Origin of the sequence: Massilia luteola, from assembly GCF_034420155.1 — a bacterium.
GTDB lineage: Bacteria > Pseudomonadota > Gammaproteobacteria > Burkholderiales > Burkholderiaceae_D > Telluria > Telluria luteola.
Genome location: NZ_JAXOFN010000017.1, coordinates 1 through 26,268 on the forward strand (window position 1 = coordinate 1; position 26,268 = coordinate 26,268).

The following is a 26,268-nucleotide window of genomic DNA, read 5'->3' on the forward strand; positions in this document are numbered from 1 at the left end:
AGGCTGGCCCATCGCACCTGCGCAAGCTGCTTTACATGCCAGCCGTCGTGGCCCGGCGCTTCAATCCTCACATCAAATCCTTCAGCGAGCGCTTGCTCGCTAAAGGCAAGTCCAAGATGGCCGTGATCGGTGCCTGCATGCGCAAGCTGGCCCACCTGTGCTTTGGTGTTGTGCACTCAGGCAGGCCATATGACCCGAATTACGCCATGTGAGGCTTGACGCGCAAGACGGTATCTACATTATTCAAAATCGCCCCGCTCCGGATTTACCCCTGCCCGATCAACCGGATGCGCCCGTCACGCACATACTTTAACGTTCGCTTCGCCTCGTAGGGTGGGCACCCCGTGCCCACGCGTGACGTTTGCGTCGTGCCGACGTTCGCTATTCAAAATCGCCCCACTCTGGATCCGCTCCACCTTCCCAATCGGCCGGATAGACGCCCTCGCGCACATACCGATGGATCGTGGAATACGGCCAATCGACCGCACGCGTCACGTATCGATGCCGCACCGGGTTGTAATGGATGTAGTCGAGATGCCGCTCGAAATCGACGTCGTCACGGATCAGATGTTCCCAAAACCGTCGTTGCCAGATCGTCGATTCGCGATGCTTGCGTGCGGACGCACCGCGCAGATTTGGATTAAGCGCGGCATCCGGCGAAAAACGCGAGACGGAACGTTTGATCAGCGACCAGCGCGTGGAAAAATCGGAGTCGCCATCGGGCAGAGTCCAGATACAGTGCAGATGATCAGGCATCGATACCCAGGCGTCGATCGAGAACGGACGCGTTTTTCGCACATCATCGATCGCACGCCGTAACGACAGCCGGATCGCCGGATCACACAGGATGGGGCGCCGGTGGAAGGAAACGAGTGTGAAGAAGAATGTATTGCCCGTCCGGGCACGACGATAATAGGTCATGATCCGGCGATCGTACGCCGGCGGTCATCAACCGGGCAGGAGGCCGGTCAAGCGTACGCGTGGGCACGGGGTGCCCACCCAACGGTAACGGTCAATCGTCCGAATCCGGTGAAGATCCACCCAACATCAACTGCGCCGCCTCGGTCGGCAACGCCTCCACCGACTTGAGCTTGCGCGCCATCTGGCGGCTGCGCACCTCGGCATTCTCGATGTTCTTGGCGGCGCGCTCCAGCGTCAACTTGGTCTGCGCCAGCACGTCGCCGAACTTGCCGAACTCCGTCTTCACGGCACCCAGCACCTGCCACACTTCGGACGAGCGCTTTTCCAGCGCCAGCGTGCGGAAACCCATCTGCAGGCTGTTGAGCAGCGCCGCCAACGTCGACGGCCCCGCGATCGTCACGCGCAAGGTGCGCTGCAGGTCGTCGGCGAGGCCCGGTCGGCGCATCACTTCCGCGTACAGGCCCTCGGTGGGCAGGAACAGGATGGCGAAATCCGTCGTCGCCGGCGGTGCGAGGTATTTGTCGCAGATGGTCTTCGCCTCGCCGCGCACGGCGCGTTCCAGCTCCGCGCCTGAGCGCGCGACGCCGTCGGCATCGCCCTGCTCGGCCGCTTCCAGCAGGCGTTCGTACTGCTCTTTCGGGAACTTGGCGTCGATGGGCAGCCACAGCGGCGGGCCGCCGTCGATTGAGCCCGGCAGCTTGATCGCGAATTCCACGCGCGCGTTCGAGCCCCGCACCGTCTCGACGTTCTTGGCGTACTGGTCGACGGTCAGCACCTGCTCGAGCAGCATCTCCAGCTGTACTTCGCCCCACGTGCCGCGCGTTTTCACGTTGACGAGCACGCGTTTCAGGTCGCCCACGCCCACGGCCAGCTGCTGCATCTCGCCCAGGCCTTGGTGCACTTTTTCCAGGCGGTCGGACACCTGGCGGAACGATTCCGTCAGGCGTGTCTCGAGCGTCGCGTGCAGCTTTTCGTCGACGGTCTGGCGCATCTCTTCGAGGCGCTGCGCGTTGTCGTTCTGCAGGTCGCGGATCTTGGCCTCGAGCGTCGCGCGCACCTCCAGCATGCGCTGTGCGTTCGACTCCGTCAGGTTCGCCAGCGCGCCGTTCAGCGTGTCGGAAAAACGCTTCAGCGCGCGCGCCTGTTCTTCGCGGCCGCCCTGCGAATTCAACTGGATCTGCTGGCGCATGCCGTCCAGCTGCTGCACGGTGGCGGCCTGGTTCTGCGCGAGATGCGCGGCCAGTTCCTGGCGCGTCGCCTGGGCGCTGGTCTGCAATTCCTGGCGCAGCTCGCGCTCCAGGCGTTCGAAGGCGTGGCGTTCGTCGCCGCCGCGCCGCGCACGGCTCAAGAGGACGACCTGCAGGCCGAGCACGGCCAGCAGCGCCAACGCGAGCATGATGAATTCGAGGGTCGACATGTCAGTGCGCGCGCTCAGTGTGCTCGATTTCGCATCCAGTCGGCCGTCTGGTAGAACGATTGCATCAACTTGAGGCGCAGCTCGTAGTCGTAGCCGAGATCTTCCAGCGCCATCGCCATGCAGCGCAGCCACTGGTCGCGCTCGGACGTGCCGATCGCGAACGGCAGGTGGCGCGCGCGCAGCATCGGATGGCCGTAGCGCTCGATGAAGAGGTTCGGCCCGCCCATCCAGCCGGACAGGAACATGAACAGCTTGTCGCGCGAACTGTCGTTGGGGACGGGGTGCATCGCGTGGATGCCGGCGAAATCCGGCTCCAGTTGCATGAGGTCGTAGAAACGGTCGACCAGTTCGCGCAGGCGGGTTTCGCCGCCGATGACTTCGTACAGGGTGCGGGTCTCTTCCTGCTGCTCCTGCGCGTCCTGGGAATCTTGGGGTGCGTGGGGTTGTGACATCCATCCATGATAGCGCAGCGGAAGCAACACGTGGGAAGGCGGTTTGCCGCGGGTCAGCGATATGCAACACGTCTTGCGATGATGGTGGGCACAGGGTGCCCACCCTACTGCGATCCGGTCATCGTAGGTTGGGCACCCCGTGCCCACGGAGGACGTCACGCTTCACGAAGGGTTTGTAGCGGCGGCTGCCGCAACACATTGCGCAGGCCGAACCAGCCGCCCGCCAGCGCACACACGATCCCCACGACCAGCCCCGCCACCCACACCTGCGGATCGAACGTCCACGGAAGCTTGAACTGGTACCTGGCCAGCGCCCAGCCCAGTGCCGCCGCGCCCGACGCCGCCAGCAGGCCGGACAGGCTGCCGACCAGCACGAACTCGATGCGCTGCGCCTGCGCCAGCTGGCCGCGCGTCGCACCCAGCGCGCGCAGCAGGCCCGCTTCGCGCGTACGCTCGCCCTGCGATCCCATCAGCGCGGCGTACAGCACGAGCACACCCGATGCGAGCGTGAACAGGAACAGGAATTCCACCGCGACGACGACCTGGTCGAGCACCTCCTGCAACTGGCGGATGATGCCGCTGACGTCGATGACCGTGAGATTCGGCCACGCGCGCGTCAGCGCGTTGGCCAGGCCGATGCCGCGCGCCGGCAGGTGGAACGCCGTCATGTACGTCGTCGGCGCGTTCTCCATCGCGGCCGGGTTGATGATGACGAAGAAGTTGGCGCGCATCGATCCCCATTCCAGCTTGCGCAGGCTCGTGATCCTGGCCTCGACGATCTGGCCGCCCATGTCGAAGCGCATCGTGTCGCCCAGCTTCAGGCGCAGCGTGCGCGCGAGGCCCTGCTCGACGGACGCTTCGGCCACGCCCGGCGCGTCGCGGTACCAGCGGCCCGCCGCGATTTCGTTCGACGGCGGCAGGTCGCGCGTGCTCGAGAGGTTGAACTCGCGCTCCGCGAGGCTCTTCGCGCGCTCCTCCGTGTACGTGCCGGCAGTGACGGCGTCGCCGTTCACGGCGACGAGGCGGCCGCGGATCATCGGGTACAAGGTCACGTCGCGCACCCCGGCCGCATGGATCGTGCGCGCGACGCCGTCGCGCTGGTCGGGCTGGATATTGATGATGAAGCGGTTCGGCGCATCGGGCGGCGTGGCCATGCGCCACGCGGACATCAGGTCGCCGCGCACGACGGTCAGCACGAGCAGCGCCATCAGGCCGAGCGACAGCGCGACGATCTGCACGACCGTCGCGCCGGGCCGCCGCTGCAGCGACGTGATCGCGAAGCGCCAGGCCTGGTGGCGGAACATGCCGCGCAGATGGCGCAGGCCGCGCAGCGCGAGCCAGCCGACGAGCGCGAACAGGCCGAACGCGCCGACGAAGCCGCCGGCAGTGAGCAGCGCGAGCTGCAGGTCGCCGGCCTGCCACAGCAGCAGGCCGACGAAGACGGCCGTGCCGAGGCCGTACGTGGCCAGCGCGAGCGGCTTCGGCGCCGCCTGTTCGCGCCGGATCACGCGGTTGTGCGGCACGTTGCGCAGCTGGAGCACGGGCGGCAGCGCGAAGCCCACGAGCAGCAGCATGCCGGTGGCGACGCCCTGCAGCGCGGGCAGCAGCGACACCGGCGGCAGCTCGGCCGGAATGAGGTTCTTGACCATCTCGAGCAGCACGAAGTGGGCGCCGAAACCGACGAGCACCCCGAGCACGCTGCCCGCGAGGCCGACGATGGCGAATTCGACGAGGAACAGCAGCCCGACCTCGTTCTGCGTCATGCCGAGGCAGCGCAGCATGGCGCAGGCGTCCAGGTGGCGCTGCATGAAGCGGCGCGCGGCCATCGCGACGGCCACCGCGGCCAGCATCGCCGACAGCAGGCCGACGAGCGACAGGAAACGCTCGGCGCGGTCGATCGTCGAGCGCATCTCGGGCCGGCCGTTTTCCAGCGTCTCGATGCGCACGCCGCGCACGTTGGCCTCCGCGATCCGGGCGCGCAGCCAGCGCTCGTAATCCGCGACCGCGGCCCGGTCGTTCGGCGACTTCGCCGCCACCTGCATGCGGTAGGTGACGCGCGCGTAGGCGTCGACGAGGCCCGTCGCCTTGAGGTCGGCGAGCGCCAGCATCACGCGCGGCGCGAAGTTGGCGAACGACGCGCCGCGGTCGGGCTCCGATGCGATGAGGCGCGCAATTGTAAACGTCTTGTCGCCCAGCTGGATCGTCGAGCCGACCTTCACCCGCAGCGGCGGCAGCAGGTTGACGTCGACCCATACCATGCCAGGGGCGGGCGTGTCGTGCGTGATGTCGCCGAGGGCTTCGCGGGCATCGGTCGGACTCGTCGTGACGCGCATGGCGCCGCGCAGCGGATAGTCCGGCGACACGGCCTTCACGGAGGCGAGCAGCGCCTGCGACGCGTCGCCCTGTCCCGCCTGCGCCATGCTGGGAAACGTCACCGTGTCGGCCAGCAGCAGGCCGCGCCGGGTCGCCTCGTCACGCCAGTCCCGGCGCAGCGGCTGGTCGGCGTTCACGAGCAGGTCGGCGCCGAGCAGCTGGCGGGCGTCGCGGTTCAGGCCCGCGCGCATGCGGTCGACGAAGAAGCCGACCGCCGCCAGCGCCGCCACCGCGACGACGAGCGCCACCAGCAGGAAGCGCAACTCGCCGGCGCGCCAGTCGCGCGCGGTCATGCGCAGGGATTGCATCAGCATCGTCGTCCGTCCTCGTGCGTGAAAGCTGAAAATTATGCGGCCTGCGCCGCGTCGAAGAACGCGTCGACTTCGGCGAGGCAGGCGCGCTTGCGCTCGGGCTCGAGGAAGGCCGCGCTGAAACTGTTCCTGGCCAGCCGGCGTGCGTGGCCGGCGTCGAGCGGCAGCGCGTCGAACGCGGCCAGGTAGTTCTGGTTGACGTAGCCGCCGAAATAGGCCGGGTCGTCCGAATTCACGGTGGCGACGAGGCCCGCGTCGAGCAGGCGGCGCAGGTTGCTGTCGGCCATCACGTCGAACACGCGCAGCTTCAGGTTCGACAGCGGACACACGGTCAGTGCCACCTGTTCGCGCACCAGGCGCTCGACCAGGGCCGGGTCCTCGAGGCAGCGCACGCCGTGGTCGATGCGCTCGACGTTCAGCACGTCCAGCGCGCTTTCGATATAGGCCGGCGGCCCTTCCTCGCCGGCGTGCGCGACGAGGTGCAGGCCGAGGTTGCGGGCGCGCTCGAACACGCGCGCGAACTTTTCGGGCGGATGGCCGACCTCGGACGAATCGAGGCCCACGCCGATGAGCTTGTCGCGGAACGGCAGCGCTTCTTCCAGCGTGGCAATGGCTTCTTCTTCGGAAAGGTGGCGCAGGAAACACATGATCAGCGTGGCGCTGATGGGCCCGTCCTGGCAGGCGCGCCAGATGCCATCGATGACGGTCTTGAACGGTACCCCGCGCGCCGTATGGGTCTGCGGGTCGAAGAAGATTTCGGCGTGGCGGACGTTGTCGGCGGCGGCGCGGCGCAGGTACGCCATCGTCATGTCGTAGAAGTCCTGCTCTTTCAACAGAACACTTGCGCCAGCGTAATAAATATCCAGGAAAGACTGTAGATCGGTGAAAGCGTACGCTTGTCGCAACATTTCAACGGACGCATACGGGAGCGACACGCCATTCCTTTGCGCCAGCTCAAAAATCAGCTCGGGCTCGAGCGAGCCTTCGATGTGGATGTGCAATTCTGCTTTCGGCATCGCCTGCAACATGTGGCGCAGCTGTTCGTTCAGCATGGATTCTCCGATGGATCGATGGGAATGGATTCGGGAGCAGTGTAGCGCATGGTTGCGAGGCTCTCATTTCACTGGAGGATTCGGGCTATATCGCTGCGCCATACGCGTGCGCCACTGCTTAGCAAGATAGTGCACTATTTACTTACCAATTAATAAACACGATTGTCGCCACCGGGATCAAAAGTCCCGTTTGGAAATCATGTCGACATTACCAAATTGGTGTAAAGACCTGGTTCGCAATCCTATTTAAATTGGTTATTTCCTCATTCGTTTCAACGACTTAGGAAGGCCACGCACAAGTGCGCGACACTGTTTTGACTTCGAGAACTAATAGGCAGATAATAAATTTCATAAGCGTAAGAAGACGCTCTCAGCGGGCGCTAACAATCCGGCGAGGGACCTCGCCACCAGCGCGGATCCACGCCCAGCGGGCTCCACGAGGTCCCGGTGAAACCGGATGAAAAAAAGAACATCGCCCTTCGTTTTGTGTCAGATCTTCTGACCTCCAAAATTCAGACGGCGACCCCAACAAGAACGCTTGGGGACCTCGAAAAACCGTCGGGTTTTTCAAGGTCCCATCTGCCGGAACGGGGCTTGGGCGACCACCTTCATCGGTTGCCGGACAGTGATTCAGTGTTAGCACATTAGAGGACATTCACATGACCATTTTTGATAACTACGCAGCCCGCTACGAGCGTACCCGGGAAGAGGAATACTCCCTGTCTGAGTACCTTCAGCTTTGCAAAAAAGATCCCCTGACTTACGCCAGCGCTCCCGAGCGCATGCTGGCCGCAATCGGCGAACCCACCCTGGTCGACACCCGCCTCGACCCGCGCCTGTCGCGCATCTTCGCCAACAAGGTCATCAAGGTTTATCCCGCTTTCCGCGAGTTCTACGGCATGGAGGAAGTGATCGAACAGGTCGTTTCCTATTTCCGCCACGCGGCCCAGGGCCTGGAAGAGCGCAAGCAGATTCTTTATCTGCTCGGGCCGGTCGGCGGCGGTAAATCGTCCATCGCGGAAAAACTCAAGCACCTGATGGAGCAAGTGCCGTTCTTCGCGCTGAAGGGCTCGCCGGTGAACGAATCGCCGCTCGGCCTGTTCAACGAAGAAGAGGACGGCGCCATCCTTGAAGAAGACTACGGCATCCCGCGCCGGTTCCTGCGCGCGATCCCGAGCCCGTGGGCCGTCAAGCGCCTGCACGAGTACGGCGGCGACATCAACAAGTTCCGCGTCGTCAAACGCTATCCGTCGATCCTCAAGCAGATCGCGATCTCGAAGACGGAACCGGGCGATGAGAACAACCAGGACATCTCTTCGCTGGTCGGCAAGGTCGACATCCGCAAGCTCGAGGACTACGCGCAGGACGACCCGGACGCCTACAGCTATTCCGGCGGCCTGTGCCTGGCGAACCAGGGCCTGATGGAATTCGTCGAGATGTTCAAGGCGCCCATCAAGGTGCTGCACCCGCTGCTGACGGCCACGCAGGAAGGCAACTACAAGGGTACCGAGGGCTTCGGCGCGATCCCGTTCGAAGGCATCATCCTGGCGCACTCGAACGAATCGGAGTGGAAGACCTTCCGCAACAACCGCAACAACGAGGCATTCCTCGACCGTATCTATATCGTCAAGGTGCCTTACTGCCTGCGGGTGTCGGACGAGGTCAAGATCTACGACAAGCTGCTGCGCAATTCCTCGCTCGACAAGGCGCCATGCGCCCCCGGCACCTTGCGCATGATGGCCCAGTTCGCGATCCTGTCGCGCCTGAAGGACCCGGAAAACTCGAGCGTCTATTCGAAGATGCTCGTGTACGACGGCGAAAACCTCAAGGACACCGATCCGAAGGCCAAGTCGCTGCACGAATACGTCGACTATGCCGGCGTGGACGAAGGCATGAACGGCCTGTCGACCCGCTTCGCCTTCAAGATCCTGTCCAAGGTCTTCAACTTCGACAACACCGAAGTGGCGGCGAACCCCGTGCACCTGCTGTACGTGCTGGAGCAGCAGATCGAGCGCGAGCAGTTCCCGGGCGAGACCGAGCAACGCTACATGTCGTACATCAAGGAACACCTGGCGAACCGCTACGTCGACTTCATCGGCAAGGAGATCCAGACGGCCTACCTGGAAAGCTATTCCGAGTACGGCCAGAACATCTTCGACCGCTATGTCACGTTTGCCGACTTCTGGATCCAGGACCAGGAATTCCGCGATCCGGACACGGGCGAGAGCTTCGACCGCGAGACGCTGAACGCCGAGCTCGAGAAGATCGAGAAGCCGGCCGGCATCTCGAACCCGAAGGATTTCCGCAACGAAATCGTCAACTTCGCGCTGCGCGCCCGGGCGACGAACGGCGGCAAGAATCCTGCGTGGACCAGCTATGAGAAGTTCCGTTCGGTGATCGAGAAGAAGATGTTCTCGAATACCGAGGAATTGCTGCCGGTAATTTCGTTCAACGCGAAGGCCAGTGCCGAAGATGCCACCAAGCACGCCGACTTCGTTGCCCGTATGGTCGAGAAAGGCTATACGCCCAAGCAGGTCCGTTTGCTGTGCGAATGGTATCTGCGTGTCAGGAAGTCCTCGTAAAAGGCCATCGCAAAACCAGGAGCGTGGGGCGGGCGCCGGAGCGCCCGCCGGCAGGAGCGGCGGCAGGCCGGCACGGGCCGGCCGCCGAAATCCGCGATGCCAACCACGTTACGACGCGGCGCGTTAATATACAGGGACCGGGAAGGAATCCGGCCCGCCGCGACTTTCAGCAGGAGGCCTGTTTTGACTTACCTCATCGACCGACGCTTGCAAAGCAAGAACAAGTCTGCGGTCAACCGCGAACGATTCTTGCGTCGCTATAAGGCGCAAATCAAGGATGCGGTGGGCCGGGCGATCAAGGGTCGCTCGATCACCGACGTCGAAAATGGCGAAAAGGTTTCGATTCCCGTCAAGGACGTGAGCGAACCGCATTTCGGACATGCCCATGGCGGTGTCTGGGAGACCGTCAACCCCGGCAATACGGAATACCAGAAAGGCGACACGATCAACCGTCCCCGCAGCGGTGGCGGCGGCGCCGGACGCGGCAAGGCCGGGAACAGCGAGCAGACGACCGAGGACGATTTCATCTTCGAGCTCAGCCGCGAAGAATTCATGAACTATTTCTTCGAAGACCTTGAGCTGCCGAATATGGTGAAGACGCAGCTGACCCAGGTCGTCGAATACAAGAACCAGCGCGCCGGCTACAACATTTCCGGCACGCCATCGAACATCCACGTGCTGCGCTCCCTGCGCGGCGCGCTCGGCCGGCGCATCGCGGTGGGCGGTCCCTCCCGTAAACAACTGACGGCCCTCGAACACCAGTTGCGCGAACTGCAAGAACAGGGTGTGGAAGACGATGACCCGCAGGTGATCGAGCTCAAGCAAAAGATCCACCACCTGCATACGCGCCTGCTGGCGATTCCGTTCATCGATCCGATCGACCTGCGCTACAGCAACCGGATCAAGATCCCGAAGCCGTCGACGGCGGCCGTCATGTTCTGCATCATGGACGTGTCGGGCTCGATGGATGAAAGCCGCAAGGACACCGCCAAGCGTTTCTTCATCCTGCTGTACCTGTTCCTCAAGCGGGTCTACGAACGGATCGACGTCGTCTTCATCCGCCACCACACGGCGGCGGCCGAGGTCGACGAAAACGAGTTCTTCCACTCGCGCGAGTCGGGCGGCACCGTCGTGTCGTCCGCACTGCACCTGCTGAACAAGGTCATCAGCGAGCGCTACAGCAGCGGCGACTGGAACAGCTATGTCGCACAAGCCTCGGACGGCGACAACTGGGACAACGATTCCGTGCTGTGCAAGCAGATTCTGTCCAACGCGATCATGCCCATGGTCCAGTATTACACGTATGTCGAGATCACCGACGGCCCACCCCAGAACCTGTGGGAGCAGTACGCCGAGGTGGCGGCCTCGCACCAGAACTTCGCCATGCAGAAGATCGTGACGCCGGCCGACATCTATCCGGTGTTCCGAGAATTGTTCAAGAAGCAGCCAAAGTAGCGAGGCCCGCTCATGCCAAGAGATCCCAACAACCCGCGCGCCCTGCCCGAGCAGTCCGAGTGGACGTTCGACCTGATCGAACAGGCGCACGAGGAAATCCGCCGGGTGGCCAGGAAGTTCGGCCTGGACACCTACCCCAATCAGCTCGAAATCATCACGGCCGAGCAAATGATGGACGCGTACACGTCCGTCGGCATGCCCGTCTCGTACAATCACTGGTCGTTCGGCAAGCATTTCCTGACGACGGAAAAGAGCTATAAGCGGGGCCAGATGGGCCTCGCCTATGAAATCGTCATCAACTCGAATCCCTGCATCGCCTATCTGATGGAGGAAAACAGCCTGACGATGCAGGCCCTCGTGATTGCCCACGCGGCCTACGGCCATAATTCCTTCTTCAAGGGCAATTACCTGTTCCGGACCTGGACCGATGCCGACGCCATCGTCGACTATATGGTCTTTGCGAAGAACTATATTGCCGAGTGCGAACAGCGCCACGGCATCGACGCCGTCGAAGAGTTGCTCGATTCCTGCCATGCGATCCAGAACTACGGCGTCGACCGCTACAAGCGGCCGGCCAAGTTGTCGGTGGCGCAGGAAGCGGCGCGCCAGAAGGAACGCGAGGAGTACATGCAGTCGCAGGTCAACGAGCTGTGGCGCACCCTGCCGCGGCGCGAGGAACAGATCCGCGACCAGCCGCCGCCGCGCTTCCCGCTCGAGCCCGAGGAAAACCTGCTGTACTTTATAGAGAAGTACGCTCCCCTGCTCGAACCATGGCAGCGCGAACTCGTACGGATCACGCGCAAGATCTCGCAATATTTCTATCCGCAGCGCCAGACCCAGGTCATGAACGAAGGCTGGGCGACCTTCTGGCACTATACGATCCTGCAGGAGCTCTATAAGGAAGGGATCGTCGGCGACGGCTTCATGCTGGAATTCCTGCAGAGCCATACGAACGTCGTCTACCAGCCGCCGGCCACGAGCCCCTATTACAATGGCATTAATCCGTATGCGCTCGGTTTCGCGATGATGACGGACATCAAGCGGATCTGCGAAGACCCGACGGACGAGGACCGCGCCTGGTTCCCCGACATCGCGGGCAGCGACTGGCTCAAAACGCTCGATTTTGCCATGCGCAATTTCAAGGATGAGAGCTTCATCGCCCAGTACCTGTCGCCCAAGCTGATCCGGGAATTCCACTTCTTCGCCGTGCTCGACGACGACCGCAGCGACAAGCTGACGATTTCGGCCATCCACGACGAAGCCGGATACCGTTACGTCCGCCAGCAACTGGCCGATCAATATAATATCGGTAACCGCGAGCCGAACATCCAGGTCTGGCAGGTCAATACGCGGGACGACCGGGCGCTGACGCTGCGTCACGCCCAGTTCCAGCGCCGCCCCCTGAACCAGCAGGCGCATGAGGTCCTGAAGCACGTTGCACGTCTGTGGGGCTTCGATGTACGCCTCGAGACCGTTGACCCATCCGGGCGCGTCGTCAGCAGCCTGGAGTGTCGTCGCGAGAAGCGCGCACGTTACTGACATCCCGGCCCGCGCTACTCGGCGCGGGCATTTTTTTCTTCCATCCTGTTGACACCATTCTCCCCTTGTGATGTAGTTCAACTAACCTCGGACGTGGTTAGTGAGCCATATCAATCGCCTGTATCCACATAAGATCTTGTTATGGCCGAGCCCTCTGATCCAGGGGGAAAACCGTTTCAACAGTACGCACGCGCGCTTGAAATTTCGATATAGTTAGCAGAAACGCCATGATGCTTGCTTATTATATTTTCTCAAATGCAAAACAGACATGGAAAGTTCGGCAGCATGGCATCGATCGCCTTATTTTCCACACATCATGAAAGGGACACACATAACATTGCAAAACAACTAACTTCGACCCCCATCGGCCAACCTGCGCCGGTTCTTTATTGATCACTTTCCTTGCCTGTTTTCACAGACAAACAGCCTCTGTTTGAGGGTATAAAAATGTATGTGCAAAAAAGAATTCGTAGGTATAATTCGCCGATGTCCCGGATGCGGCTCTTAGCTTTTTGTCGTGTTTTGTGGGTTTAGTAGCAACAAAAAAAGGTTGGTATTGGAGAAAGCAGGATGAATTTTTCGCATGAGAAGAACCCCGGGAAGAATTTGACTGGTATCGCCATTGTCATCGTCTTGCACCTGATCGTTGCTTACGGGATCGTGACCGGTCTCGGCAAACGGATGGTCAGCAAAATGGCCGAGGCAGTGGAGACCAAGATCGTTGAAGACGTAAAGCCGCCGCCTCCTCCGGAGACGCCGCCCCCGCCGCCGCCGCCGGAAATGAAGGCACCGCCGCCACCGTTCATCCCGCCGGTGGAAGTGCAAGTGCAAACCCCGCCGCCGCAGCAAAATGTGATCGCTAACACGACGCAGGCGAAGCCGGCGACGACGGAAATCATCAAGGCGCCACCGGCACCTCCGGCCCCGGTGGCCAAGCCGGCCGGTCCGGCCCGGACCCCGGCAGTCGCGGACTTCAATACGTGTTCGAAGCCGGAATATCCGAAATCGTCGCTGCGTAACGAAGAAACGGGTGTGTCGACGATCTCGTTCCTGATTGGTTCGGATGGCGGCGTGAAGGATTCCAAGGTCACGAAGTCCAGCGGCTTCCGCGACCTGGATAAGGCTGCTCAGGTGGCACTGGGCAAGTGCCGGTTTAAACCGGCGACTGAGAACGGCCAGGCCATCGAGTCCTGGCAGCCGGTACAGTACGTCTGGACGCTGGAATAACCAGAGGCAGCGTATCGTCTCAACGCATGATTTTCGTTGTCATTAAGTTCAGCGAACTGTTCATTTTAAATTTTTGGAGGAAGCATGTTTAAGAATACCCGTTTGTCCGCTACCGTAGCGGCTCTCCTGTTCTCGGTCACTGCGGCATCGGCACTGGTGTCCGCCCCGGCCTTCGCCGACGCTCCGGCTTCGGCAGCAGCGAGCGCCCCGGCAGCGGCACCGGCGGCTGACGCAGCAGCACCGGCAGCCGACGCTGCCGCTCCGGCAGCGGCTCCGGCTCCGGCAGCTGGCGGCGAAGCCAAGAAAGAAGAAATCTCGAACCCGTTCGGCCCGGCGGCCATGTGGGCAGAAGGCGGCGTCGTCTCGCGCAGCACCCTGATCATCCTGTCCATCATGTCGATGGGTTCCTGGTACATCATCATCACCAAGCTGCTGGACCAGATGAAGATCTTCAGGCAGTCGAAGGAAACCAACCAGAAGTTCTGGAAAGCACCGTCGATCGCCGCTGGCTCGGCACAACTGACCGACGGCTCGCCGTTCCGCTTCATCGCTGAAACCGGCACCAAGGCAACCCAGCACCACGACGGCGCCCTGCTCGAACAGATCGACCTGTCGAGCTGGGTGACGATGCAGATCCAGCGCGCCGTGGACAAAGTCCAGTCGCGCCTGACGGACGGCCTGTCGTTCCTGGCAACCGTCGGCTCGACCGCACCGTTCATCGGTCTGTTCGGTACCGTCTGGGGCATCTACAACGCACTGACCAACATCGGTATGACCGGTAACGCGTCGATCGACAAGGTTGCAGGTCCGGTGGGTGAAGCACTGATCATGACCGCCTTCGGTCTGTTCGTGGCAGTTCCGGCCGTTCTGGGCTACAACTGGCTGGTCCGTCGTAACAAGGCCGCAATGGAAGATGTCCGCTCGTTCGGCGCTGACGTGCACTCGGTCCTGATCTCGGGCGCAATGCACACTTCGGAAGCTGCACGTGCCGCCGGCGCTGCCGCTAAAAAGGTTGGCTAAACCATGAGCATGAGTGTTGGCTCCGATAGCGGAGACGAAGATGCAGTGATGTCAGAAATCAACACCACGCCCCTCGTGGACGTGATGTTGGTTCTCCTGATCATCTTTCTGATCACCAGCCCGGTTGTCCTCAAGCTGCAGAAGATTAACCTGCCGATCGAGACCAACCAGGTTGTCAAAACCACGCCGGAAGACGTGAATATCTCGGTCAACAAAGATGGCGAGATATACTGGAACCAGAAGCACCTGGCAAACACCGACGAACTGTTCGACTTCCTGGCCAAGGAATCGGTGAAATTGCCGCAGCCGGAAGTGAAAATTCGTGGCGACCAAGAAACCCGCTACGAAGCCATCGGCAAGGTGCTCTACACGGCCCAGCGTGCGGGGATTCAGAAGGTCGGTTTCATCACCGAACCGCCTGATAAGGGCTGATCCTTCAGGACACAACCCGCCAGCGTGACAGTGGTTCGCCGCTGTCACGCTGGTCCCCAAGATTTGAAAGGAAACACCATGGGTATGAACGTTGGTTCGTCCGGTGCTAAATCGGCAGATCCGGAACCGATGATGGAAATGAACATGACGCCGATGATCGACGTCATGCTGGTGCTGATCGTCATGCTGATCATCACCATTCCAAAGCAAAACCATTCGGTTAACTTGAACATGCCGGTTGGCAATCCGCCGCCGCCGACCAAGGAACCGGTAGTGATCACGATCGACGTGGACTTCGACGGTACGATCCTCTGGGATAACACCCCGGTCCCGGATCGTGCCACCCTCGAAGCCAAGCTGGCCAATGTGGCCGCCCAGGCCGATCAGCCGGAAGTGCACCTCCGTCCGAACAAGCTGGTCGAGTACAAGGTTGTCGCTGGCGTGATGGCTTCGGCCCAGCGTCTTGGCGTGACCAAGATCGGCATGGTCGGTAACGAACAGTTCCAGTAAGTCGCTTTGGCTATAATGAACACGGCAGGGTTTCCCTGCCGTGTCTATTTTGAATGAAAGAATTTCGCTAATGTCCAAATTCCGCCTCGCACACCTCGGCCTCGTTGTGGCCGCACTCGGATTCACCGCCGCCGCCCCGGTCGTCGGCCTGGCGCCCGCCTACGCAGCTGAAACCCTCCGCCCGGAAGTCGGCAAGCCTCTGGTGGAAGCCCAGCATCTGATGAAGTCGGGCAAGAACAAGGAAGCGCTTGCCAAGCTGCGCGAACTCGACAAGGTCAGCGGCAAGTCGGCGAACGAAACGTACCTGGTCGAACGCACCCGCGCCGGCGCCGCGTCGGCCGCCGGCGATTACGATACGGCCGCCAAGTCCTTCGAATACCTGATCGGTTCTGGCAAGCTGTCGGCCACCGAAAAAGCCCAGTTCTCGGAAGGCCTGATCGGCATCTACATGCGTGCCGGCGACCTCAACAAGGCCAATGCCGCCATCGAACGCCAGCTCAAGGAACATGACGATCCCAAGCTGCGCGCCTACCTCATGCAGAACTATTACAAGCAGGGCAACATCAAGGCCCTGGAAAGTGAACTGCATGCGGCCGAGAAGAATGGCCGCCTGAGCGAAGACCAGCTGGGCATGCTGGCCAACATCCAGCTCAAGAAGAATGACAAGGCCGGCTACGTCAACACCATCGAGAAACTCGCGGCCAACTATCCGAATGCCCGGTACTGGACCGACCTGCTGAACCGCGTGCAGAACAAGCCGGGTTTCTCGGGCCGCCTGGCCGTGGACGTCTACCGTCTGAAGCTGGCCAACAACCTGATGAAGAAGCCGAGCGAGTTCATGGAAATGGCCCAGCTCGTGCTGCAGGCCGGCGCGCCGGCTGAAGCCCTGAAGGTCATCGACAAGGGCTACAAGGCAGGCGCACTGGGCACCGGTCCGGACGCCGCCCGTCACCAGCGCCTGAAGGACCTGGCCGAGAAGACCCTGGCCGACCAGAACAAGACCCTGGCCGCCACCGAAGCGCAGCTGACCAAGGACGCCGACCACGACGGCCTGGCTGCGCTGGGTTACGCGCTGGTCCAGTCGGGCCAGGCCGACAAGGGCCTGAAGATGCTGATCGAGGCGTCCAAAGCCGACGACCTGAAGCATCCGGAAGACGTCAAGCTGCACCTGGGCGAAGCGTATGCCGTCGCCGGCAAGAAGCAGCAGGCCATCAACACGTTCAAGGCCATCGGCGGTACCGACGGCGCCGCGGACCTGGCCCGTTACTTCATCATGGCGATCAACAAGCCGATCTCCGGCTGAGCCACCGTGCTCCCTGCATGACGACTGCCTGCGGGCAGTCGGACAAAGCGCAGCCCGCTCCATGCCGGCTGCGCTTTTTTCTTGTGTGATGCAAACCGTACGCGTGGGCACGGGGCGCCGACCCTGCCAACCCAGGCATTGCGCTGTGCAACATGGCCTTTGCCGTATAATCTGGTATTTCGCCTAGAAGCACGAACCATCCAATGAAGGTATTTCGCGGACTTCCCAACGACAGGGCACGCGCGCCTTGCGCACTCACGATCGGCAACTTCGACGGTGTCCACCGCGGACACCAGGCACTGTTGGCCCATGTGACCGCGAATGCCCGCAAGCTCGGACTGGAAGCCGCCGTGATGACGTTCGAGCCCCATCCGCGCGAATATTTCGCCGGCCGCAGCGGCGATATGTCCAAGGCCCCGGCGCGTATCGCCAACCTGCGCGACAAGCTCGAATCGCTGGAGAATGCCGGCGTCGACCGCGTCATCGTCGAACACTTCAACGAGCATTTCGCGTCGATGTCGCCGGATGAATTCACGCGGCGCGTGCTCGTCGACGGCCTGCACGTGAAATGGCTGATGGTCGGCGACGACTTCTGCTATGGTGCCCGCCGCGCCGGCAACGTCGCCCTGCTGGCCGAGGCCGGCAAGCATTATGGCTTCGACGTGCACAGCCTTCCGGCCGTGCTGCACGACTCGACCCGCATCTCGTCCTCGGCCGTGCGCGCGGCGCTCGCGGCCGGCGATTTCGACGCCACGCGCGCCCTGCTCGGCCACCCGTATTCGATGTCCGGCCACGTGATCCATGGCCAGAAACTGGGCCGCACGCTGGGCTTTCCCACCTTGAACCTGCGCGTCGCCCACCGTCCCGCGCTGGCCGGCATCTTCGTCGTACAGGTGCACGGCCTGGCCGACAGGCCGCTGCCCGCCGTCGCCAGCCTGGGCGTCCGTCCGACCGTCGAGGACGCGGGCCGCATGCTGCTGGAAGTCCATGTGTTCGACTGGGACACGCCGTGCTACGGCAAGCTCGTGCGCGTGGAATTCCTCACCAAGCTGCGCGATGAAGAAAAATACATCGACCTGCCGACGCTCACGGCCGCCATCGAGCGCGACGCCCGGCAGGCGCGCGCCTGGTTCGCCCGACGCGCCGGCGCCCTCACGGCCACCGACCGAATTTGACCGGGACGTCGGCACGCTTACCGCCCGTCCCGACGGCCACGCGCCGTCCCGTCATCACGAACAACAGCAGTCCACTTTAGAAACCACCATGTCCGATACCAAGCAGGGTCCAAAAGCAGGCCAACAAGCAGGCCAACAAGGCAATAAGAAGCCGGAGAGCAAATACCCGGTCAACATGACCGACACCCCGTTCCCGATGCGCGGCGACCTCGCCAAGCGCGAGCCGGGCTGGGTCCAGCAGTGGCAGGACAAGAAGATCTACCAGCGCATCCGCAGGGCGGCCGCCGGCCGGCCGAAATTCGTCCTGCACGACGGTCCGCCATACGCGAACGGCGACATCCACCTGGGCCACTCCGTCAACAAGATCCTCAAGGACATGGTCGTGAAATCGCGCACCATGGCCGGCTACGACGCGCCCTATGTGCCGGGCTGGGACTGCCACGGCATGCCGATCGAGATCCAGATCGAAAAACTGTATGGCAAGAACCTGCCGACGGCCGAGGTGCTGCAAAAGGCGCGTGCCTATGCGCTCGAACAGGTCGACCGCCAGCGTACCGGCTTCATCCGCCTGGGCGTGCTGGGCGAGTGGGACAATCCGTATCTGACCATGAACTTCAGTAACGAGGCCGACGAGCTGCGCGCTCTCGGCACGATGCTCGACAAGGGTTATGTCTACCGCGGCCTGAAGCCCGTGAACTGGTGCTTCAACTGCGGCTCGGCGCTGGCCGAGGCGGAAGTCGAATACCAGGACAAGCGCGACCCGGCCATCGACGTCGGCTTCCCGTTCGCGGAACCGGAGAAGCTGGCGCAGGCGTTCGGCCTCGACAAGCTGCCCGCCGGCGACGGCTTCATCGTGATCTGGACGACGACCCCGTGGACGATCCCGTCGAACCAGGCGCTGAACGTGCATCCGGAAGTGACGTACGCCTTGGTCAGGGCCGAGCGCAACGGCGCGCCGGTCCTGCTGATCGTCGCGCAGGACCTGGCCGAATCCGTCCTGCAGCGCTACAAGCTCGAAGGCACCGTCGTCGCGACGACGACCGGCGAACAGCTCGCCGGCATCCGCTTCAAGCACCCGCTGCACGCGGCCGATCCGTTCTACGATCGCACGTCACCGGTCTACCTGGCCGATTACGTGACGACCGACAGCGGCACCGGCGTCGTCCACTCGGCACCGGCCTACGGCCTGGAAGACTTCCAGTCGTGCAAGGCGCACGGCATGAAGGACGACGAGCTCCTGAAACCCGTGATGGGCGACGGCCGCTTTGCGAGCACGCTGCCGCTGTTCGGCGGCATGACGATCTGGGAAGCCTCCAAGCCGATCTGCAACGCGCTGTCCGAAGCCGCTGCCCTGTTCGAACTCAAGATGTTCGACCACAGTTACATGCACTGCTGGCGCCACAAGACGCCGATCGTCTACCGCGCGACGTCGCAGTGGTTCGCCGGCATGGACGTCAAGCCGAAGGACGGCGGCCCGACCCTGCGCGAATCCGCGCTGGCCGGCATCGCCGACACGCAGTTCTTCCCCGACTGGGGCCAGGCGCGCCTGCACGGCATGATCGCCAACCGTCCGGACTGGACCCTGTCGCGCCAGCGCCAGTGGGGCGTCCCGATGGCCTTCTTCCTGCACAAGGAAACGGGCGAGCTGCACCCGCGCACCCCGGAACTGCTGGAACAGGTCGCGCAGCTGATCGAGCAAGGCGGCATCGACGCCTGGCACAAGCTCGACCCGCGCGACCTGCTGGGCGAGGAAGCGTCGCTGTACGAAAAGAACCGCGACACGCTGGACGTGTGGTTCGACTCCGGCACGACGCACCAGACCGTGCTGCGCGGCTCGCACGCGCAGCAGTCGCACTTCCCGGCCGACCTGTACCTCGAAGGCTCGGACCAGCACCGCGGCTGGTTCCACTCGTCGCTCTTGACCTCGTCGATGCTGAACGGCCGCCCGCCGTACAAGGCGCTGCTGACGCACGGCTTCACGGTCGACGAGCATGGCAAGAAGATGTCGAAGTCGCTGGGCAACACGCTGGCGCCGCAAAAAATCTCCGACACGCTGGGTGCCGACATCCTGCGCCTGTGGGTCGCGTCGACCGATTACACGGGCGAGCTGGCGATCAGCGAAGAAATCCTCAAGCGCGTCACCGAAGCGTATCGCCGCATCCGCAACACGTTGCGCTTCCTGCTCGCGAACACCTCGGACTTCGACCCGGCGACGAATGCCGTGCCGGTCGCGGAGCTGGTCGAAATCGACCGCTACGCCATGGCGGAAACGGCACGCCTGCAGGCGGACATCGCGCAGCACTTCGAGCGCTACGAGTTCCATCCGGTCGTGGCGCGCCTGCAGAACTTCTGTTCGGAAGACCTGGGCGGCTTCTACCTCGACATCCTGAAGGACCGCCTGTACACGACGGGCGTGAACTCGCACGCGCGCCGCTCGGCGCAGACCGCGCTGTGGCACATCGCGCACGCGCTGCTGCGCATCATGGCGCCGATCCTGTCGTTCACGGCCGAGGAAGCATGGGCAGTGTTCGCGGGCGCGCAAGCCTACAAGGACAGCGACGAGACCATCTTCACGCAGACGCTGTGGCAATTCCCGGCAATCGCCGACGGCGCCGCCCTGCTGGACAAGTACGCGCTGCTGCGCGCCGTCCGCACCGACGTCACCAAGCAGCTGGAAGAAGTGCGCGCGTCCGGCGCGATCGGCTCGTCCTTGCAGGCGGAGCTGGCCATCAAGGCCGCCGGCGCCAAGTACGCCACGCTGGCCAGCCTGGACGACGACCTGAAGTTCGTGTTCATCACGTCGCAGGCCGCCGTCGAACAGGTGCCTGACGCGTCCGCGGAAGCCGTCGCCGTGACGCCGTCGGAGGCGGCCAAGTGCGAGCGCTGCTGGCACTATCGCCGCGACGTGGGCCACGACCATGCCCATCCGGGCCTGTGCGGCCGCTGCACGAGCAATCTGTTCGGCAGCGGGGAAAGCCGCCGCTTCGCCTGACGCACGCATGTCCCGGGCCCCGCGGCCCGGGTTTTCACTTCACCACCATCGACATGGCCAGCAAAAAAAAACCAACATTCTCCGCCGTCCCGTCGCGTTCCGGCGCGAGTCTCATCCCGTGGCTCGGCATCGCCTTCATCGTCATCCTGTTCGACCAGATCAGCAAGATCACCATCACGCGCACCTTCATGCATGGCGAAGAGAAGCCGGTCACGGGCTTCTTCAACCTGGTGCTCGCGTATAACCCGGGCGCGGCGTTCAGCTTCCTGTCGACCCAGGGCGGCTGGCAGCGCTACCTGTTCGCGGGCATCGCCATCGCCGCCGTCTGCTTCATCATCTACCTGCTGCGCAAGCACGCGGGCCAGCGCATGTTCTGCTGGGCGCTCGCGCTGATCATGGGCGGCGCGCTGGGCAACCTGATCGACCGCATCGCCTACGGCCACGTGATCGACTTCCTCGATTTCTACTGGCGCGGCCTGGGCCACTTCCCGGCCTTTAATATCGCCGATACGGGCATCACGATCGGCGCGTTTTTATTCATCGTGGACGAACTGCGCCGCGTGAACAAGCACTGAACCCATCGCGGAGGATTTCATGAGCATGGACCTGAAGGGCAAGAAGATCGTCCTCGGCCTGTCCGGCGGCGTGGCCTGCTACAAGGCGGCGGAACTGTGCCGCGCCCTCACCAAACAGGGCGCGCACGTGCAGGTCGTGATGACCGAGGCGGCCACCCATTTCATCGGCACCGTGACGATGCAGGCCCTGTCCGGCCGCGCCGTCTACACCGACCAGTGGGACGGCCGCGTCCCCAACAACATGGCGCACATCGACCTCACGCGCGATGCCGACGCCATCTTCGTCGCGCCCTGCTCGGCCGACTTCCTGTTCAAGCTCGCGCACGGCGCCACCGACGACCTGCTGTCGACCTTGTGCCTCGCGCGTCCGCACTTGGTGCCGCTGCTGGTGGCGCCCGCGATGAACGTCGAGATGTGGGAAAAGGCGGCCACGCAGCGCAACGTCGCGCAGCTGCGCGAGGACGGCCTGTGCATCCTGGGCCCGGCCGCCGGCTCGCAGGCCTGCGGCGAGACGGGCATGGGCCGCATGCTCGAACCGGACGAGCTGCTGGCCGAACTGGTCGCCTCGTTCCAGCCCAAGGTCCTCGCCGGCAAGCGCGTGCTGATCACGGCCGGCCCGACCTATGAAGCGATCGACCCCGTGCGCGGCATCACCAATCTCTCGTCGGGCAAGATGGGCTACGCGATCGCGCGCGCCGCGCGCGAGGCCGGCGCCGACGTCACGCTCGTCTCCGGCCCGACCGCGCTGCCGACGCCGCACGGCGTGCGCCGCATCGACGTGCAGAGCGCACGCCAGATGCTGGACGCCGTCGTGGGGGCCGTCGCCGGCCAGCACGTCTTCGTGGGCGTGGCGGCCGTCGCCGACTGGCGCGTCGACAATGCCAGCGACCGCAAGATCAAGAAGGACGGCAGCGGCGACGCCCCGCAGCTGCAGTTCGCGGAAAACCCGGACATCCTCGCGACCGTCGCGTCGACCACGTCGCTGAACGGCTGGCCGTACTGCGTCGGCTTCGCGGCCGAATCGGAGAACCTGATCGAATACGGCGCCGTCAAGCGCGAGAAAAAAGGCATTCCTCTGCTCGTGGGCAATATCGGCCCGCAGACGTTCGGGCAGGATGAGAATGCGATCGTGCTGTTCGACGAAAGCGGCCACACGGTGCTCCCGCGCGCGACCAAGCTGGAACTGGCGCGCCAGCTCATCTCCGAGATCGCCAAGCGCCTGGAACGAAGGTCGCTGCTGGCCTGATTCATCCCGCACTATCCAAAGCATCCGACACACTGACGTAACCCATGAAGAACATCGACCTGAAAATCCTCGACCCGCGCATGAAGGACTTCCTGCCAGCCTACGCCACCGCCGGCAGCGCGGGCCTCGACCTGCGCGCCTGCATCGAGGCGCCCATGACGATCGAGCCCGGCCAGACCGTGCTCGTGCCGACCGGCCTCGCCATCCACATCGGCGATCCGGGCTATGCGGCGATGATCCTGCCTCGTAGCGGACTCGGCCATAAGAACGGCATCGTTCTGGGTAATCTGGTAGGCTTGATCGACTCCGATTACCAGGGCCAGCTGATGGTCTCGACCTGGAATCGCGGCCAGACCGCGTTCAACCTGCAACCGATGGACCGCCTGGCGCAGCTGATCGTGGTGCCTGTCATGCAGGTGGGCTTCAACGTCGTGGAGGATTTCGCAACGAGCGACCGGGGCGCCGGAGGATTCGGCTCCACCGGCAAACATTAAAATGAGGAGCACATGACCGGTATCCATCGTCAGCGCCCCGCGGGCATCAGGACTGCCGCGCTGGGCATCACCGCAGCCTTGCTGCTGTCGGCCTGCGCCACGCAGGCACCGCGCGCGCCGGGCACCACGCCGCGTATCGTCGAACGTCCCGTGGAGGCCCCGGGCCTGACGCCGCAAATGGCCGCCGCGGCCGACACGCTGACGAAGATGGCGGACCTGCAGCACCGCCTGTACAAGGTCGCGGCCCCCCTTCTGATCCAGAATGCCGAATTGTGCAAGGGCCAGGCCCGCAACCTGCTGGGCTTCACGGCGAAGAACCGCTGGTCCTACCCGGGCGACTACAACGAAGCGGCCCACGTCGCCTTCGGCATGGACGAACGCCTGCAGGTGACGGGTGTGCTGGCCGGCAGCGGCGCCGCGCGCGCGGGCCTGCAGACGGGCGACGTCCTGCTCGCCGCCGGCGGCAAACCGCTGCCGGCCGGCGAACACGCGCTGTCCCAGGCCGGCGCCATCTTCGGCAAGATCATCGCGTCGCAGGCGAGCCTGCCGATGACGGTCGAACGGCGCCGGAGCGAGCGCCAGTTGACGATCCCCGTCACGCGCGCGTGTGCCTTCGCGATCGAACTGGGCAACGCGGACAACGTCAACGCGTACGGCGACGGTTCGCGCGTGCTCGTCACGCGCGGCATGATCAACTTCACGCACGACGACGACGAACTGGCCTTCGTGCTGGCCAAGACGATGGCCCACAACATGCTGGGCCACCCGGCCATGCAGCGCAACAGCGCGACGATCGGCAGCATCATCGACAACCTCAAGAGCATCGTGCCCGACACGTCGATGCTGATCGGCAGCGGCGGCATCAAGGCCATGCCGGCCGACGCCGATGCCGCCGCCGACCGCCTCGGCATCTACCTGGCCGCACGGGCCGGCTACGACATCGAGGAAGCCCCCGCGTTCTGGAAGCGCCTGGCCGAAGCGTATCCGCCGACCGTGTTGAACGGCTACAGCGCCAATCATCCGGCGTTGCCGCAGCGGCTGGCGGCGGTGGAAAAAGCGACCGCCGAAATCAGGAGCAAGCGGTCGGGCAAGAGGCCGTTGCTGCCTTGAACGGCAGCGGATTCGCATGATCGACAGGGCCGCGTTCGCGGCCCTGTTCATTTGCGTTCCCCCGGATGGCGCGCCATATCATCGGCCTGTTGAACTCGACCAGCCGCAAATCAGCGGCCTCCAGCAGCATCCGCGCGCTTTTTGTATCATGACCGATTCCCCGCCTCCACCGCCCGATTCGAGCGCAAGAAACAGGAGGGCGGGGCAAACCGCGCGTCCTATCATCCGGCGCCGGCCCGACCTGATACCGACCCAGGAACCATGAACACTGCCAATCTTCTGCGCCTCATCCTGCTTGCCGCCATCTGGGGCGGCTCCTTCCTGTTCATGCGCATCAGCGCGCCGACACTGGGGCCCGCCGTGCTGATCGAATGCCGCGTGCTGTTCGCGGCCCTGTTCCTCGCCGCCGTCGGCGTCGTCCTCAAAAAACGCCTCGACCTGCGCGCCCACTGGAAGCACTACTTCATCCTCGGCTTCTTCAACTCGGCCTTTCCGTTCCTGCTGTTCGCGTTCGCGGCGCGCACGCTGCCGGCGTCCGTGATGGCCGTGCTGAACGCCACCGCGCCGATGTGGGGCGCGCTGCTCGGCGCCGTGTGGGGCCGCCGGCCGATCCGCGCGCGCACGGCGCTGGGACTCGTGCTGGGCACCGCGGGCGTCGCGCTGCTGGTCGGCTTCGACCACGCGACCAGCCGCCCCGGCGCCGGCATCGCCGTCGCGGCCGCGCTGCTGGGCTCGTTCAGCTACAGCGTCGCGAGCCTGTACGCGCGCACCGCGAAAAGCGTCGAGCCGTTCGCCAACGCGCACGGCACCATGTGGACGTCCGCGCTGATGGTGCTGCCCGCCCTGCTCCTGTTCCCGCCCGCCGGCGCGCCGACCGCCGGCATCGTCGGCGCCGTGATCGCACTGGGGGTGCTGTGCAGCGGCATCGCCTACATCCTGTACTTCCGCCTGATCGAGCAGGTGGGCACCACGTCCGCCCTCACCGTCACGTTCCTGAGCCCCGTGTTCGGCATCCTGTGGGGCGCGCTGTTCCTGGGCGAGGCGATCGGCTGGTACACGGTCGTGGGCTCCGCCATCGTGCTGGTCGGCACCGCGTTCGTCACCGGCGTCAATCTCCGCCTCGGCCGCGCGGCGCCGCAGCCGGCATCGAACAAATGAGCCGCCACGACACCATCGCGCTGCCGGCCGGCTACCGCCGCGCGGACGCCTTCGCCTTCCACGGCCGCGACGCCGATGCACTGGCCGAACGCGTCGACCCGCACACGGGCCGCATCCGCAAGGGCGTGCTGCTGGGCGGCGTACCGACCGTGCTCGACCTCACGCTGCACGCGGACCGCGCCGAGTGCGTCGTCGCCAGCGACGGCATGGTCGCGGACGACGCCGTGCACGACGCCCTCGTGAACATGCTGGGCCTGCGCATCGATCCCGCGCCGTTCGAACTGGCGGTGCGCGACGATCCGCTGTTCGGGCCCGTCGTCGCGCGCCAGCCGGGGCTGCGCGTGATCCAGTCCGCCACCGTGTTCGAGGCGCTGACGTGGGCCATCATCGGCCAGCAGATCAACCTGCCGTTCGCGATCGCGCTGCGCCGCACGTTCATCGGCCTGGCCGGGCGTGCCCATTCGGGCGGCCTGTGGTGTTATCCGGAGGCGGCCGATGTCGCCCGCCTCGACATCGAGCAACTGACCAGCCGTAAGTTCTCGGGCGCAAAGGCCGAGACCCTGCTGCGCTTCGCCCGCCTCGTCGCCGACGGCGCACTGTCGTTGGCGCGCGCGAGCGACGCCGCCAGCGTGAGCGAGCGCCTGCTCGCGGTCAAGGGCATCGGCCCGTGGACCGTCAACTATGGCTTGCTGCGCGGCTGGGGCTATGCGGACTGCTCGCTGCACGGCGACGTGGCCGTACGCAACGCCATCGGCCGGCTGGGCGGCACCGAACGTCCCGACATGCGCGCGGCGGAAGCATTCCTGGCAGCCTATCGTCCGCACCGCACGATGGCCGCGGCCTATCTCTGGGCCAGCCTGGGCCAGCCTGCCGGCTGACGCACGCCATCGATGTCTGGTGCCGCCACAAGGCATCGCTGCTCCG

21 protein-coding genes and 1 pseudogene are annotated in these 26,268 nt (G+C 63.9%); 17 read left to right on the forward strand and 5 right to left on the reverse strand.

Annotated features, from left to right (window positions below; all coding sequences use genetic code 11):
• A pseudogene (locus tag U9J41_RS17390) lies at positions 1-212 on the forward strand (IS110 family transposase); the annotation flags it as partial.
• A gap of 169 nt (positions 213-381) precedes the next feature.
• On the opposite strand, the gene U9J41_RS17395 reads toward U9J41_RS17390, so the two are convergent.
• From U9J41_RS17395 to U9J41_RS17415, 5 genes are all read right to left on the reverse strand, one after another.
• Positions 382-921 carry an REP-associated tyrosine transposase gene (locus U9J41_RS17395; protein ID WP_322403432.1) on the reverse strand — a complete coding sequence of 180 codons (540 nt, stop codon included), beginning with the start codon at positions 919-921 and terminating at the stop codon, positions 382-384.
• 91 nt (positions 922-1,012) lie between these two features.
• Positions 1,013-2,338: a DNA recombination protein RmuC gene (locus U9J41_RS17400; protein ID WP_322403433.1), complete on the reverse strand. Its 1,326-nt coding sequence runs from the start codon at positions 2,336-2,338 to the stop codon at positions 1,013-1,015.
• 14 nt (positions 2,339-2,352) lie between these two features.
• Positions 2,353-2,790, reverse strand: a complete 438-nt coding sequence (locus tag U9J41_RS17405) for a group II truncated hemoglobin (RefSeq protein WP_322403434.1) — start codon at positions 2,788-2,790, stop codon at positions 2,353-2,355.
• A gap of 155 nt (positions 2,791-2,945) precedes the next feature.
• Entirely contained in the window at positions 2,946-5,477 is a 2,532-nt protein-coding gene (locus U9J41_RS17410) for an ABC transporter permease (protein WP_322403435.1), read from the reverse strand.
• Positions 5,478-5,509: 32 nt separating this feature from the next.
• Positions 5,510-6,526: an adenosine deaminase gene (locus tag U9J41_RS17415; protein ID WP_322403436.1), complete on the reverse strand. Its 1,017-nt coding sequence runs from the start codon at positions 6,524-6,526 to the stop codon at positions 5,510-5,512.
• A gap of 659 nt (positions 6,527-7,185) precedes the next feature.
• Between U9J41_RS17415 and U9J41_RS17420 the strand changes: the two genes are divergently transcribed.
• The 16 genes from U9J41_RS17420 to U9J41_RS17495 all read left to right on the forward strand — a co-directional run bounded on the left by U9J41_RS17420 (position 7,186) and on the right by U9J41_RS17495 (position 26,222).
• Positions 7,186-9,108, forward strand: coding sequence for a PrkA family serine protein kinase (locus U9J41_RS17420; protein WP_056443711.1), 1,923 nt, complete (start codon positions 7,186-7,188; stop codon positions 9,106-9,108).
• A 183-nt stretch (positions 9,109-9,291) separates the two neighbouring features.
• Complete coding sequence (locus U9J41_RS17425; protein WP_322403437.1) at positions 9,292-10,563, forward strand: YeaH/YhbH family protein; 1,272 nt, start codon at positions 9,292-9,294, stop codon at positions 10,561-10,563.
• Positions 10,564-10,575: 12 nt separating this feature from the next.
• A complete protein-coding gene (locus tag U9J41_RS17430) occupies positions 10,576-12,102 on the forward strand; it encodes a SpoVR family protein (RefSeq protein WP_322403438.1) in 1,527 nt (508 codons plus the stop codon).
• Positions 12,103-12,672: 570 nt separating this feature from the next.
• Complete coding sequence (locus U9J41_RS17435) at positions 12,673-13,329, forward strand: energy transducer TonB (RefSeq protein WP_322403439.1); 657 nt, start codon at positions 12,673-12,675, stop codon at positions 13,327-13,329.
• An 84-nt stretch (positions 13,330-13,413) separates the two neighbouring features.
• Positions 13,414-14,349 (forward strand): MotA/TolQ/ExbB proton channel family protein, encoded by a 936-nt coding sequence (locus U9J41_RS17440; protein WP_322403440.1) that lies wholly within the window; start codon positions 13,414-13,416, stop codon positions 14,347-14,349.
• A gap of 3 nt (positions 14,350-14,352) precedes the next feature.
• Positions 14,353-14,781 (forward strand): ExbD/TolR family protein, encoded by a 429-nt coding sequence (locus U9J41_RS17445; protein ID WP_322403441.1) that lies wholly within the window; start codon positions 14,353-14,355, stop codon positions 14,779-14,781.
• A gap of 78 nt (positions 14,782-14,859) precedes the next feature.
• On the forward strand, positions 14,860-15,291 hold the full coding sequence (locus U9J41_RS17450; RefSeq protein ID WP_322403442.1) for an ExbD/TolR family protein: 432 nt from the start codon (positions 14,860-14,862) through the stop codon (positions 15,289-15,291).
• Between the two features lie 70 nt (positions 15,292-15,361).
• Complete coding sequence (locus tag U9J41_RS17455; RefSeq protein WP_322403443.1) at positions 15,362-16,594, forward strand: tetratricopeptide repeat protein; 1,233 nt, start codon at positions 15,362-15,364, stop codon at positions 16,592-16,594.
• 203 nt (positions 16,595-16,797) lie between these two features.
• Entirely contained in the window at positions 16,798-17,769 is a 972-nt protein-coding gene (locus U9J41_RS17460; RefSeq protein WP_322403444.1) for a bifunctional riboflavin kinase/FAD synthetase, read from the forward strand.
• An 88-nt stretch (positions 17,770-17,857) separates the two neighbouring features.
• Positions 17,858-20,761 (forward strand): isoleucine--tRNA ligase, encoded by a 2,904-nt coding sequence (gene ileS / locus U9J41_RS17465; RefSeq protein ID WP_322403445.1) that lies wholly within the window; start codon positions 17,858-17,860, stop codon positions 20,759-20,761.
• A 53-nt stretch (positions 20,762-20,814) separates the two neighbouring features.
• Positions 20,815-21,336: a signal peptidase II gene (gene lspA / locus U9J41_RS17470; protein ID WP_322403446.1), complete on the forward strand. Its 522-nt coding sequence runs from the start codon at positions 20,815-20,817 to the stop codon at positions 21,334-21,336.
• Between the two features lie 25 nt (positions 21,337-21,361).
• The gene (gene coaBC / locus U9J41_RS17475; RefSeq protein WP_322403556.1) at positions 21,362-22,582 is read left to right on the forward strand and encodes a bifunctional phosphopantothenoylcysteine decarboxylase/phosphopantothenate--cysteine ligase CoaBC; all 1,221 of its coding nucleotides are present in this window, start codon (positions 21,362-21,364) and stop codon (positions 22,580-22,582) included.
• Positions 22,583-22,626: 44 nt separating this feature from the next.
• Entirely contained in the window at positions 22,627-23,076 is a 450-nt protein-coding gene (gene dut / locus U9J41_RS17480; RefSeq protein WP_322403447.1) for a dUTP diphosphatase, read from the forward strand.
• Between the two features lie 12 nt (positions 23,077-23,088).
• The gene (locus U9J41_RS17485; RefSeq protein WP_322403448.1) at positions 23,089-24,186 is read left to right on the forward strand and encodes a M48 family metallopeptidase; all 1,098 of its coding nucleotides are present in this window, start codon (positions 23,089-23,091) and stop codon (positions 24,184-24,186) included.
• A gap of 261 nt (positions 24,187-24,447) precedes the next feature.
• Positions 24,448-25,344, forward strand: a complete 897-nt coding sequence (locus tag U9J41_RS17490) for a DMT family transporter (RefSeq protein ID WP_322403449.1) — start codon at positions 24,448-24,450, stop codon at positions 25,342-25,344.
• Positions 25,341-26,222, forward strand: coding sequence for a DNA-3-methyladenine glycosylase family protein (locus tag U9J41_RS17495; RefSeq protein ID WP_322403450.1), 882 nt, complete (start codon positions 25,341-25,343; stop codon positions 26,220-26,222). The genes U9J41_RS17490 and U9J41_RS17495 overlap by 4 nt, the downstream gene beginning before the upstream one ends.
• Positions 26,223-26,268: the final 46 nt, after the last annotated feature.

What these genes read in the sequence shown, in the direction of transcription:
- U9J41_RS17395 (WP_322403432.1), bottom strand. Translation starts at nt 921, where the DNA reads ATGACCTATTATCGTCGTGCCCGGACGGGCAATACATTCTTCTTCACA.
- U9J41_RS17400 (WP_322403433.1), bottom strand. Translation starts at nt 2,338, where the DNA reads ATGTCGACCCTCGAATTCATCATGCTCGCGTTGGCGCTGCTGGCCGTG.
- U9J41_RS17405 (WP_322403434.1), bottom strand. Translation starts at nt 2,790, where the DNA reads ATGTCACAACCCCACGCACCCCAAGATTCCCAGGACGCGCAGGAGCAG.
- U9J41_RS17410 (WP_322403435.1), bottom strand. Translation starts at nt 5,477, where the DNA reads ATGCTGATGCAATCCCTGCGCATGACCGCGCGCGACTGGCGCGCCGGC.
- U9J41_RS17415 (WP_322403436.1), bottom strand. Translation starts at nt 6,526, where the DNA reads ATGCTGAACGAACAGCTGCGCCACATGTTGCAGGCGATGCCGAAAGCA.
- U9J41_RS17420 (WP_056443711.1), top strand. Translation starts at nt 7,186, where the DNA reads ATGACCATTTTTGATAACTACGCAGCCCGCTACGAGCGTACCCGGGAA.
- U9J41_RS17430 (WP_322403438.1), top strand. Translation starts at nt 10,576, where the DNA reads ATGCCAAGAGATCCCAACAACCCGCGCGCCCTGCCCGAGCAGTCCGAG.
- U9J41_RS17435 (WP_322403439.1), top strand. Translation starts at nt 12,673, where the DNA reads ATGAATTTTTCGCATGAGAAGAACCCCGGGAAGAATTTGACTGGTATC.
- U9J41_RS17440 (WP_322403440.1), top strand. Translation starts at nt 13,414, where the DNA reads ATGTTTAAGAATACCCGTTTGTCCGCTACCGTAGCGGCTCTCCTGTTC.
- U9J41_RS17445 (WP_322403441.1), top strand. Translation starts at nt 14,353, where the DNA reads ATGAGCATGAGTGTTGGCTCCGATAGCGGAGACGAAGATGCAGTGATG.
- U9J41_RS17450 (WP_322403442.1), top strand. Translation starts at nt 14,860, where the DNA reads ATGGGTATGAACGTTGGTTCGTCCGGTGCTAAATCGGCAGATCCGGAA.
- U9J41_RS17455 (WP_322403443.1), top strand. Translation starts at nt 15,362, where the DNA reads ATGTCCAAATTCCGCCTCGCACACCTCGGCCTCGTTGTGGCCGCACTC.
- U9J41_RS17460 (WP_322403444.1), top strand. Translation starts at nt 16,798, where the DNA reads ATGAAGGTATTTCGCGGACTTCCCAACGACAGGGCACGCGCGCCTTGC.
- ileS (WP_322403445.1), top strand. Translation starts at nt 17,858, where the DNA reads ATGTCCGATACCAAGCAGGGTCCAAAAGCAGGCCAACAAGCAGGCCAA.
- lspA (WP_322403446.1), top strand. Translation starts at nt 20,815, where the DNA reads ATGGCCAGCAAAAAAAAACCAACATTCTCCGCCGTCCCGTCGCGTTCC.
- coaBC (WP_322403556.1), top strand. Translation starts at nt 21,362, where the DNA reads ATGGACCTGAAGGGCAAGAAGATCGTCCTCGGCCTGTCCGGCGGCGTG.
- dut (WP_322403447.1), top strand. Translation starts at nt 22,627, where the DNA reads ATGAAGAACATCGACCTGAAAATCCTCGACCCGCGCATGAAGGACTTC.
- U9J41_RS17485 (WP_322403448.1), top strand. Translation starts at nt 23,089, where the DNA reads ATGACCGGTATCCATCGTCAGCGCCCCGCGGGCATCAGGACTGCCGCG.
- U9J41_RS17490 (WP_322403449.1), top strand. Translation starts at nt 24,448, where the DNA reads ATGAACACTGCCAATCTTCTGCGCCTCATCCTGCTTGCCGCCATCTGG.
- U9J41_RS17495 (WP_322403450.1), top strand. Translation starts at nt 25,341, where the DNA reads ATGAGCCGCCACGACACCATCGCGCTGCCGGCCGGCTACCGCCGCGCG.